This is a genomic window from Clostridium yunnanense (assembly GCF_016595795.1).
Classification (GTDB): Bacteria; Bacillota; Clostridia; order Clostridiales; family Clostridiaceae; genus Clostridium_AR; species Clostridium_AR yunnanense.
Genome location: NZ_JAENHN010000037.1, coordinates 158,678 through 169,925, shown reverse-complemented (window position 1 = coordinate 169,925; position 11,248 = coordinate 158,678). Strand labels below are relative to the sequence as shown.

11 protein-coding genes are annotated in these 11,248 nt (G+C 30.9%); 5 read left to right on the top strand and 6 right to left on the bottom strand.

Going from position 1 to position 11,248, the window contains the following annotated elements; translation table 11 throughout:
- The first annotated feature begins 9 nt into the window (after positions 1-9).
- Positions 10-207 (top strand): heavy-metal-associated domain-containing protein, encoded by a 198-nt coding sequence (locus tag JHL18_RS12165; RefSeq protein ID WP_183278670.1) that lies wholly within the window; start codon positions 10-12, stop codon positions 205-207.
- Between the two features lie 74 nt (positions 208-281).
- On the opposite strand, the gene JHL18_RS12160 is transcribed toward JHL18_RS12165, so the two are convergent.
- The 4 genes from JHL18_RS12160 to JHL18_RS12145 all read right to left on the bottom strand — a co-directional run bounded on the left by JHL18_RS12160 (position 282) and on the right by JHL18_RS12145 (position 3,421).
- Positions 282-1,277, bottom strand: coding sequence for a hypothetical protein (locus tag JHL18_RS12160; RefSeq protein ID WP_200269516.1), 996 nt, complete (start codon positions 1,275-1,277; stop codon positions 282-284).
- Between the two features lie 185 nt (positions 1,278-1,462).
- Positions 1,463-2,122: a DUF1292 domain-containing protein gene (locus JHL18_RS12155; RefSeq protein ID WP_200269514.1), complete on the bottom strand. Its 660-nt coding sequence runs from the start codon at positions 2,120-2,122 to the stop codon at positions 1,463-1,465.
- A 23-nt stretch (positions 2,123-2,145) separates the two neighbouring features.
- Positions 2,146-2,796 (bottom strand): PspA/IM30 family protein, encoded by a 651-nt coding sequence (locus tag JHL18_RS12150; protein WP_200269511.1) that lies wholly within the window; start codon positions 2,794-2,796, stop codon positions 2,146-2,148.
- A gap of 16 nt (positions 2,797-2,812) precedes the next feature.
- Positions 2,813-3,421: a hypothetical protein gene (locus tag JHL18_RS12145; RefSeq protein WP_200269509.1), complete on the bottom strand. Its 609-nt coding sequence runs from the start codon at positions 3,419-3,421 to the stop codon at positions 2,813-2,815.
- Between the two features lie 687 nt (positions 3,422-4,108).
- Here JHL18_RS12145 and rpsA point away from each other — a divergent pair.
- Positions 4,109-5,269, top strand: coding sequence for a 30S ribosomal protein S1 (rpsA, locus tag JHL18_RS12140; RefSeq protein ID WP_200269507.1), 1,161 nt, complete (start codon positions 4,109-4,111; stop codon positions 5,267-5,269).
- A gap of 18 nt (positions 5,270-5,287) precedes the next feature.
- The gene (locus JHL18_RS12135; protein WP_200269505.1) at positions 5,288-5,800 is read left to right on the top strand and encodes a tetratricopeptide repeat protein; all 513 of its coding nucleotides are present in this window, start codon (positions 5,288-5,290) and stop codon (positions 5,798-5,800) included.
- Between the two features lie 39 nt (positions 5,801-5,839).
- Here the strand turns inward: JHL18_RS12135 and pyk are convergent, their stop codons facing one another.
- Positions 5,840-7,258 carry a pyruvate kinase gene (gene pyk / locus JHL18_RS12130; RefSeq protein WP_200269503.1) on the bottom strand — a complete coding sequence of 473 codons (1,419 nt, stop codon included), beginning with the start codon at positions 7,256-7,258 and terminating at the stop codon, positions 5,840-5,842.
- A 480-nt stretch (positions 7,259-7,738) separates the two neighbouring features.
- Between pyk and JHL18_RS12125 the strand changes: the two genes are divergently transcribed.
- Both JHL18_RS12125 and JHL18_RS12120 read left to right on the top strand, forming a co-directional pair.
- The gene (locus tag JHL18_RS12125; RefSeq protein ID WP_200269501.1) at positions 7,739-9,196 is read left to right on the top strand and encodes an aminoacyl-histidine dipeptidase; all 1,458 of its coding nucleotides are present in this window, start codon (positions 7,739-7,741) and stop codon (positions 9,194-9,196) included.
- Between the two features lie 485 nt (positions 9,197-9,681).
- The gene (locus tag JHL18_RS12120) at positions 9,682-10,314 is read left to right on the top strand and encodes a C40 family peptidase (RefSeq protein ID WP_243277867.1); all 633 of its coding nucleotides are present in this window, start codon (positions 9,682-9,684) and stop codon (positions 10,312-10,314) included.
- Between the two features lie 73 nt (positions 10,315-10,387).
- On the opposite strand, the gene JHL18_RS12115 is transcribed toward JHL18_RS12120, so the two are convergent.
- Positions 10,388-11,221: an AraC family transcriptional regulator gene (locus tag JHL18_RS12115; RefSeq protein ID WP_200269497.1), complete on the bottom strand. Its 834-nt coding sequence runs from the start codon at positions 11,219-11,221 to the stop codon at positions 10,388-10,390.
- Between the last annotated feature and the right edge of the window lie 27 nt (positions 11,222-11,248).

Genomic DNA, 11,248 nt, shown 5'->3' with positions numbered 1-11,248 from the left:
AGATGTACCATGAGTAAACAAGTAAAAATAGAAGGAATGTCATGTATGCATTGCGTAAAGCATGTTGAAAATGCTTTATCAGCATTAGAAGGAGTTGAAAGCTTCAAGGTTGAAGTTGGATCAGCTGTAGTTGAAGGAAATGTATCAGATGAAGCACTAAAGAATGCTATCGAAGAAGAAGGATACGACGTAGTATCAATAGCATAATAAGAATAAGTCTACAAGATATGTATTTTTATAAAAAGTAAAAAAGCTGCCTTTTAGAGCAGTTTTTTTACTTTTTATTTTCTTCTTATAGATTTTTTTATTAAGCGAATAATTACAAGCAATATTATTATTGTTAATAATATCTTAAATACGCTGCCTACAACGCTAGATGGTGAAGTATAGCCTAAAAATGGTCTGCTGTAACCAGAGTAGCTACTTCTTCCAAACAGTGGGATTGGAACGTAGGATTTTTTAGATTTATTACTACTATATTGGCTATTAGAAGAGGTTGAACTATGCGAAGTAACATTTGATGAATTTGAAGCACTGCTTGAGCTAGGATTTGTATTTGAAAAGTATCCTGAGTTATAATCATTAGCTGATGATTTAGATCCGCTGTTTGCCTTTGAAGATGATGAAGCTGAGGTACTATTTGAATCAGGTCCTGTACTTGAAAAGGATCCAGATTTATAATCACTAGTTGATGATTTTGCTCCACTGTTTGCTTGCGAAGATGATGAGGCTGCACTACTGTTTGAATCAGGCGTTGTATTTGAAAAGGAGCCTGATTTGTAATCGCCAGTTGATGATGACGAACCATTAGTTGTTTTTGAAGATGATGAATTTGAATTACTGCTTGAGTCAGCATTTGTGCTTGAAGAAGATTCTGAGTTATAATCACTAGTTGAGGGTTCGGATTCGTTATCTGTTTTTGAAGCTGAAGAGCCTGAGCTGTTGTGTGAGTTGTTATTTGAGGTTGAAGAGGAGCCTGAACTGTAGCTACTTGTTGAAGATTTAGATCCATTACTTACTTTCGAGGGTGATGAGCTTGAACTTGAATTACTTCCACTTGAAAAGGAACCGGATTTATAACCACTGGTTGATGGTTTAGATGAACTAGAGGATGCAGCAGACTTTCCACCAGAGGCTGCGTAAACAGTTTTATTATTACTAAATCCACTAAAAGTACTAATACCATCAATAGTATAGCTGGAAAGAACAAATATAAATGTGAGGATTAATCCAAAGAAAAAGCGCTTTTTATTTTGAGTTATGATAAACACCTCCAATTTTTAACCATAGTTTAACCACCTTTCTCAGTGATTTTTAATCTTGAGAGAAAGGTGGTTATTTAAAATTCATAACTCTGCTTATAGAATTCATTTTAAGAGTTTACACTTTTAAAATGCATCTCAGGATATATTATGATCCATAAAAAGATTTTAAATCTAAATATACAGAGTTAGAAACTATCTTAAAGATCAGCACTTTCGAAAGTTTCAACTATGAAATCAAATTCATCAGGATCGGATATTTCACCATAATTATCTTCTGATATACCAGGGTAGTAATATAGTATAAACTTATCATCCTTATCAAAGACATTTTGTATTATAATATATTGTCTATCTAATTCACAATCTTGAAGAGTTGCTAATACATTATATTTTGTACTTCTACCAGTACCATTGTTTGTAAGATCTAAGGTAAAGTTTTTATGGTAGGTAACATTCATCTTTTCATGATCACAGCTTTTTATAAAAGAATTATGTCTACAGCCTCTACAGCTATTAAAACTACATTCTTTTACACAGTTTAGACAAGCACAATTTGAACAATTTTTAAGCTGTACAAAATCTTCAAGATGGTCATTTTTAAAAGAGGTAAGCAAGCCTTCATATTTATTTCCCTTGAAAAGTCCACCTACAAAAGAAGTGGTTTTATTTTCGGTTTCAGCTGCATTTAAAAGTTCTATATATTTTTTTAATACATCTCTTTTAATATTATATTTTCTTATTTTTAAGGTTTTTTCTGAAAGGAAAGGAGCAACGTTGTCTAAGCCATAGCTAATGTCAACATATACCTTACCCCATACCTCTTTTTCTGATTTTACAAATTCTAAATCCTTGCTCATCTCATTCACCTATATGCTTAATATTAAGAATTTTTATATTTTGCAAGTTCTGCATCTAAATCTGTAGTACCTAAAGCTTCAAATTCATTTTCTAAAGAATCTACTTGTCTTAAATCGCCAAGACCTTCAGCAAGAGCTTCTTTTCTTTGAATTTTTCTTTCTATATCGTCAACAGATATTGTATTTGTTTTAGTTTGAACATTTGCAAGTATCTCATTTACTTGTTTTGAAGCTTCAGCATTACTATATCTAGCAGCGGCTTCATCTCTGTAACTTCTAGTTTTTTGTATTTCATCTTCAAGAGTTCTAAGATTTTTCTTGATTAATTCAGCTTTTGCCGAAGCATCTGAATAGCTTGCTTTTAATGACTCATATTTTTTATCAGCATCAAGTTTTCTTTGAAGAGCTCTCTTTGCTAAATCTTCATTCCCTTTAGCAAGAGCTAATTTAACTTTTTCATCATATTCTTCAGATTCCTTTTTAGCTATTACCATTTTCTTTTCTATTTCATGAACATTACCTAATATTTGAGCAGATGAAAGCTTTGCTTTATTTAAGTTTTCTTCCATGTCTCTTACCTTTTGATCTAATAGTAATATTGGATCCTCCATATTATCTAGTGTGTCATTTACCTTTGCCTTAAACATATTTGATATTCTTGAAAAAACTCCCATTATTTTTTTCCTCCTATTATTTTCTTCTCATATATTTTCTTATTAAGTGAATAATTATGATTATGATTATTATTGTAAATAATATACTGAATACACTACTTATCACACTAAAAGGTGAACTGTATCCAAAGAATGGCCTGTTATAACCAGAGTAACTGCTTCTTCCAAAGAAAGGTATCGGTATTGGTATATAGGATTTTTTAGATCCGCTATTATACTGAGACCCAGAGGAAGTTGAATTACCTGGACTGCTACTTGATGAACCTGAACTGCTACTTGAGTCTGGCTTTGAGTTTGAAAAAGACCCTGATTTGTAACCACTAGTTGATGACTTAGATCCACTGCTTGCTTTCGAAGGCGATGAACTTGAACTACTACTTGAGCTACTGCTTGAACTGGAACTGCTGCCTGAACTTGATTTACTTCCGCTTGAAAAGGATCCGGATTTATAACTACTAGAAGATTTAGATGAACTAAAAGAACTAGAAGATTTAAAGCTCGAAGATTTTCCACCCTTTGAAGCTGCGTAAACAGTTTGATTATTACTAAATCCGCCAAAAGCATTTATACCATCTATGGTATAACTTGAAAAAATAAATACAAATGTGAGGATCAACCCAAACAAAAAGCGCTTTTTATTTTGGTTTATGATAAACACCTCCAACATATCGCCTTGCGATGTTATTATTATATGGTATTATGAACTATATTTCAATATATAAAATAACGCTTATTATGTTTAAAAATACTGTCTACATTTTTTTATCATATGCCTTCTAAGTATTTCTTAATATATCTCGTATTTTCTCTTGATATCATAAGTTGCAAAGGTTAATAAATAACTCTTTATATGTTTTTACATAAATGTGGTAAAAGTAAGTAGTCATAGCTTATTATATTTATTGCATTGATTAGAAAATTTTTATTGTTTATAGAAAATAAGCCTGTACTAATATATAATATTTCTTATTAGCCTAAACATTGTAATTTAGATTTATGAATATACGTGGATAAAGGACATTAATAAGTTTTTTGAAGCTAAATGAGTTCTGTTGTGAAAATATTCATAGTCTTTAGCTAATAAGATTAACATTTAATTAATTTAGATATATAACATAGTGTAATAAGATTATACCATAGAGAACTATAATAATTATAAAATATTTGAAGTTTTTGGCAAAGTAAATTTTGGTTTAGTTTACATCTTGTTTAAAAAGTTTTACTTATGTAAAATTATAGATGGGGTGCTGCAATATGTAAATCTCATAATAAATTAATGAACAAATATCATTAATACTAAGGAGTGTGTATTATGGAAAAAGATTTAACACAAGAAATGTCAATGGGAGCAATGATGGATAATTATGATTTTAAAAGAATCCATTCTGGAGAAATTATAAAAGGTAAGATTATAAATGTTACCAAGGATGAGGTTTTTGTAAATATTAATTATTTTGCGGATGGCATAATCTCCCGTAATGAAATTACTGATGAAGCCGATGTTGATCTATCAGAATTGTTAAAGATAGATGATGAAATAGATGTTATGATACTAAGTACCGATGATGGGGAAGGGAATGTAGTATTATCAAAGAAGAGAGCAGATGAAATTAAGGTTTGGTATGATATAAAGGAAGCCTTTGAAAGTAAGAAAATTATAGAAGTTAAGGTAAAGGAACAAGTTAAAGGTGGATTTATAGCATCATATAAAGGAGTAAGAGTATTTATTCCAGGTTCTCAAGGGGCTTTTGAATGGAGAGATAACTTTCATCAGTTTATTAATAGCGTGGTAGAGGTTGCTATAATAGAGTTTGATGAAGATAAGAAAAAAGTTGTTGCTTCAAGAAGAGTAATTGAAACAGAAGAAAGAGAAAAGAAGAAAGAAAAGGTATGGAAGTCTCTAAGTGTAGGACAAAAAATAACTGGTAAAGTTGTTAGACTTGCAAAGTTTGGAGCTTTCGTAGATTTAGGTGGAATAGAAGGACTAATACACGTTTCTGATCTTTCATGGAAGAGAATTAATGATCCTTCTGAAGTAGTTTCACTAGGAGATGAAGTAGAAGTATTCATACAAGAAGTAGATCAAAAGAAGAACAGAATCTCTCTTGCACTTAAAGATGTATCTACTAACCCTTGGACTAATATAAAAACAAAATATAAAGTTAATGAGGTTGTACAAGGAAGAGTAATTAAGTTTATGAACTTTGGTGCTTTTGTGGAGTTAGAACCAGGTGTGGAAGGACTTGTTCATATAGGTGAAATATCAGATGAAAATATAGCAAAACCTTCAGATGCATTAAATCTTAATGATATGGTAAAAGTAAAAATACTAGATATAGATGAAAATAATCATAGAATAAGCCTTAGTGTGAAAGAAGCCTCAGAAAAATCAAAGGAATATTTACAATATAACGATAATGCAGAAGGTGCTAGTTTAGGAGAGCTTTTTGGAGACTTATTTAAGAATCTTTAAAATTAGTTCGGAGGAATAATGGAAAATAAAAGCTCAAAGCCATTTTATCTTCAGTCTGAGAAAAATAACTTAAAAGTTAAAATTACAATAGGGTTAATACTTATGGTAGTAGCCCTAATTACACCACCATTATTTTTAATTGTTATTATATATATGGTATATATAGCTTTTGAAGTTAAGAAAAATAAAAGTGAAGAAGTAGTTAAGTTTGAAGAAATACTTAGATTATATTATATTCAAAGCTATGATCAGTGTATTGTAGAGTGTAATGATTATAATTACAAAGATAATTTGAAAGTACATATAATAAAAGCTTTATGTTTATATGAAAACAAAAATTATCAAGAATTTATCAATATAATAAATCAGATAAATGGAATTAAGCTTAATGAAGATATAGATATACTTTTAAAACTTGCTGAAAGTTATGAACATACTGGACAGACAAATGACGCTAAAATAATATACAAAAAATTGCTTAAATATCAACCTAAAAGCCAGTTTCTTAAGGATAAAATTGAACAAAAATAAGACAGTGGAAATCCACTGTCTTTTTTCATAAGATAAAAATTATAATTTTTCTATCTTAAGCATATTTGTGCCGCCGGTATGAGCTGTAGGCATACCAGCAGCTACTATTATATTTTCACCTTTAGTTGCAATACCGACCTCAACAGCAGCATTTTTAGCTTCATTTATTATCTCATCTGTAGTGCTAAATTCTCTGCAAATTCTAGGAATAACACCAAAGTTTAAAGATAGATGTCTTCTTACTGTATCATTAGGAGTTATAGCAACTATTGGACAGCTTGGTCTGTATTTAGATAGTAATCTTGCGGTAGCTCCACTTTGAGTAGCTGCAACAATAGCCTTAGTAGGGAACTTAAGTGCTGTTTTGGCTGCAGAGTAGCTTATTGCATCACCAAAGGCAGAAAGACTTGGTTCCTTAAGTCTTCTCATAAGATGACCGTAATCTAAATTAGCTTCAGTTTCTTTGGCTATTCTAGACATTGTGCTAGCAGCTTCAATTGGGTAATTACCAGAAGCACTTTCTCCACTAAGCATTATAGCATCTGTGCCATCAAATATTGCATTGCAGATATCACATGCTTCAGCTCTTGTAGGTCTGGAGTTTCTTATCATGGAATCAAGCATTTGTGTAGCAGTAATAACTATTTTTCCTGCTTCATTACATTTTCTGATAATAGATTTTTGTATTATAGGAACTTTTTCTATAGGGATTTCTACTCCCATGTCGCCTCTAGCTACCATGATTCCATCAGAAACCTCAATTATAGAATCTATGTTATCAACACCTTCTTGACTTTCAATTTTGGAGATTATTTTAATATCCGTACCACCATGTTCATCAAGAAGAGAACGTATTTCTGTTACGTCTGAAGCTTTTCTTACAAACGAAGCAGCAACAAAATCAACACCCATAGCACAACCGAATTTTAAATCTTCTTTATCTTTCTCAGTTATACCTGGAAGTTTTATGTTTACATTAGGTACATTTACTCCTTTATGGTTTTTCATAGTTCCACCAACTATTACAGTACAAATGATGTCTTTTCCTTCAACTTTATCTACTCTAAACTCTAATAATCCATCATCTACAAGAATAGTTCCACCTGGTTTTATATCTTCATAAAGAACTTCATATGAAATAGAACATTTTGTTTCGTCTCCAAGGATTTCTCCACCACAACTAAATATAAATTTATTACCTTCTTCAAGTGTAGCCTCATTATTAACAAAGTTATGAGTTCTTATCTTAGGACCTTTTATGTCCATTAAAATAGCAGTAGGAGAATTAAGTTCATCTCTTAATTTTTTAATTAGATCTATTTTAAGTTTATGATCTTCATGGGTTCCATGAGAAAAGTTTAATCTTGCCGCACTCATTCCGATTTCAATAAATTTTTTTAATATGTCTTCATTATCACTTGCAGGTCCAATTGTAAAAATCATTTTTGTTTTTTGCATATAAACACCTCACAAATTTATTTTATATAAAGATGTACTTGCCTAATTACAATGCCTCGTTTATCACTCTCCTAGCTTAAAAGAAGAGAATTTGAAAATGTAAGCCTAATTATAACTTAGTACATCTATAATATTCCCAGTATGAACAATTTAAATTAGGTCATCTTTCAATAACTTGTTGAAATTAATATGTATATCTGCAGCGTGTTTTAGTGACATTAATAAAGTAAGAATGTAATTTAATAAAATACTTTAATTTCAACTGTAATTTTGAAAATATATTATATATAGAGAGCTTTATTAGTAAAAATTGATAATTATAAAATGAGAAAATTCTAAAAGTTAAAATTGCTTAGAGGTTAAAGAATATGTATTTAAAGGATTAATATGCTATATTATAAATATAGACAAAACACTTTTAAGTGATTATAGTATTATTTTACCATACAATTTAAATATTGAAAGGAAGATGTAATAAATATGGGAGTTTTATCACATTTAGAACCAAAAGATGTTTTTTGTTATTTTGAAGAAATTTCTCAAATTCCTAGAGGATCAGGAAATGAAAAAGAGATAAGTGATTACTTAGTTAACTTTGCTAAGAGTCATGGATTAGATGTAATCCAAGATTCTAGTTTGAATGTAATAATAAAGAAGCCTGGTACAAAAGGTTATGAAAATGCTCCAACCGTTATAATTCAAGGCCATATGGATATGGTTTGTGAAAAAAATAAGGGAACTGAGCATGATTTTGAAAAAGATCCTCTTAAGCTAAGAATAGAGGGAGATAATGTATTTGCAACAGGCACAACACTAGGAGCAGATAATGGTATAGCTGTAGCATACGCTTTAGCAATATTAAGCTCAAAAGAAATAGCTCATCCACCACTTGAAGTGCTTATAACTTCAGATGAAGAAGCTGGAATGGGAGGAGCTATGAATTTAAGTCCTGAACATATAAGCGGTAAGATACTTTTAAACTTAGATTCTGAAGAAGAAGGATTCTTACTTGTAAGCTGTGCTGGTGGAATAAGAAATAAAGCAGTTTTGAACATAGAATGGGAAGCTGTAAAGAATGGAGTTTCAAAGGCTGAAGTAAGAGTAAGAGGTCTTAAAGGCGGACATTCAGGAATGGAAATCAATAAAGAAAGAGGAAATTCTAATAAGATAATGGGAAGAGTACTTAAGAGTATCCTTGAGGATGTTGATTTCAATTTAGTGTCAACTAATGGTGGTTCAAAAAACAATGCTATCCCTAGAGAGCATGATTCTTTAATTGTATTCCCAAGCGACAAATTGGAAGTTATTAAAGAAAAGATTAACACTTGGAATCAAACATTAAGTAATGAGTTTAAGGCAGCAGATCCAGATGTTAATATAGAATTTGAATTGGTTGATGCAGAAGTAGAAAAGGTGTTCTCTAAGGATACTACAAAGAAAGCTGTAGAATTATTATATCTTTTACCAAACGGCATAGATACTATGAGTATGGATATTCCTGGACTTGTTCAAAGTTCTACAAATTTAGGAGTTGTTACTACATCTAATGCTTCAGTAGAGTATGATAGTGCGACAAGAAGCTCGGTTGGATCATTAAAAGACGAAATAATAACAAGAACTAAAAACATTGCAGAACTTATAGGAGCAGAATTCGAAACATCTGCTAATTACCCAGAATGGCAATACAATCCAGAATCTAAAATAAGAACAATATGTCAACAAGTATATAAGACTATGACTGGAAAAGAGCCAGAGATACTAGCGATTCATGCTGGATTAGAATGTGGTTTGTTTACTGAAAGACTAGGATCAGATATAGATATGATTTCTTTTGGTCCTAATTTATATGATGTTCATACTCCAAACGAGCACATGAGCATAACTTCTGTAAAAAATCTATGGGATTATCTACTTAATGTATTAAAAGAAATAAAGTAAAATACAAGAAAACTTAATATAAGAAAAATAAGTGGCTATGAAAGAATATAAAAATTCTTAGTGGCCATTTATTTTTTTGATTATTAGGTAAGACAAGTTTTTAGTTGTTGGAATTTTAAATTAAGTTATATTAACTAGCGTCCTTATTTAAGAGTTTTTAATATTGAGCGTGAAATGAATAAGATATAAGTAAAAGAACAAATTGATAAATAACTTAAAATTTGGAGCTTATTGCTTAATTAATAAAAATACATATGGAAATTTATAAATAAGTTGGAAAAGTAAAGTTTTATTAGCGAAAATAAAAATTTTTATGAATATTTCATAAAAATTCTACTAAATTCCTTGACCTACCATACAAAAGTTTACTATAATGTAAAGGTAGTTACAAAGCGGTGACAAACGAATTTGCATATATGAATGAAAAGGTTAACATTGGAAGAAAGAGACTTAGGGGATAATTAAGTATGAGAGGGGAGAACATAATGAGGAAGGGACTTAAGATTATAGCAGCAGGCTTTTTTTGCTCAACTTTAGCGTTTGGACTAGCCTCATCTAGGGAAGCGAAAGCAGACACAACGGCAAAGAGTGAACAAGGGATTGTTTTAAAGACAGCTCAATTAAAGAGCAATAATAAAACAATTATATCGCCAAAGAGCGAAGACAGTAGCGATTCAAAATCTAAAAGCAAGTCAACTGGAAGTAGCAAATCAAATGGAAGTACAAAAGCTTCAAGAGGAGGCACTTCAACCGCAGGTGGCGGTGCAGTTTCAATTGCATATCAATACTTAGGTAGACCTTATGTATTTGGTGCAGCTGGACCAAGAGCTTTTGATTGTTCTGGTCTTACTCAATATGTTTATGCTAAGCTTGGTGTAGGCTTACCACATTATACTGGTGCTCAGTATGCTATGGGTTCATCGGTATCTAAAGGAAATCTTAGTCCAGGAGACCTAGTGTTCTTCAATACTTATGGTCCAATAAGTCATGTTGGAATATATATAGGCGGTGGAGATTTTATACATGCTCCATCATCAGGAAAGAATGTAACTGTGAGTTCTTTAAGTGAATCTTACTATGCTAGCAGATATGCTGGAGCAAGAAGAATAAAGAACTAAAATTATTAGAGCTAATTAAAGCCTGTGCTGATACGCACAGGCTTTTTTACTGTATAGTAAAGAAAATATAATATCAACTAACTTTTGATGGTGAAATGCCATAATACTTTTTAAACAACTTACTAAAGTAATATGCATCCTCATAACCAACGCTTTTAGCTGCGAGCTTTACTGGTAACCTTTCCATCTCTAGCAACTCTTTAGCTTTTTCTAATCTTATTTTTATCAAGTAATTTATAGGAGAGTCACCAGTTTCTTCTTTAAAGATCTTAGAAATATATACTGGACTAAGATACATGTTTTTAGCTATTTTATCTAAAGATATCTCATTCATATAGTTTTCGTTCATAAAGTTTATTATTGACTTTACTAAGTTTTGCTTATCAGTAGATTCAAAAGAATACTTTACTGTGTCTTTTATGCTTTCCTTAAAATGAGTTTCCCTAAGAAGTATAACCAAAAGTTTCATAACTAAAGCCTTTAGCACTAAATCGTATCCTAGTGCATTATTTTTTTGCTCTTCGATTATATCAGTACAACAATTAAAGAATTCGTCTGCATGCTTCTTTAGTCTTATTACAGGAGAGTTGTCCTTGGTTAAGATGAAGTTTTTCTTAAAGCCTTCCAAACGGAAGTTAGTTATACCGATATGAAGTTCATGAAGGTCTGACTCATCAGTTATAAATTCTCTATGATACACACCTGGGTTAAAAAGAAGTATATCGCCTTTATTTATCATCATACTTTCTTTTTCTATATTATACTCAACAAATCCATCGATAATAATGCTTAGTTCAATAAAATCATGGCTATGATATTGAGTCTCCATGGCCTCTCTATTTATAGCATCAAAAACATATAGTATTTGAGGATTGAAGGATTGAGCGCTTATACCTGTGTAACACATTTTATCACCCCTAACAATAGTACATTA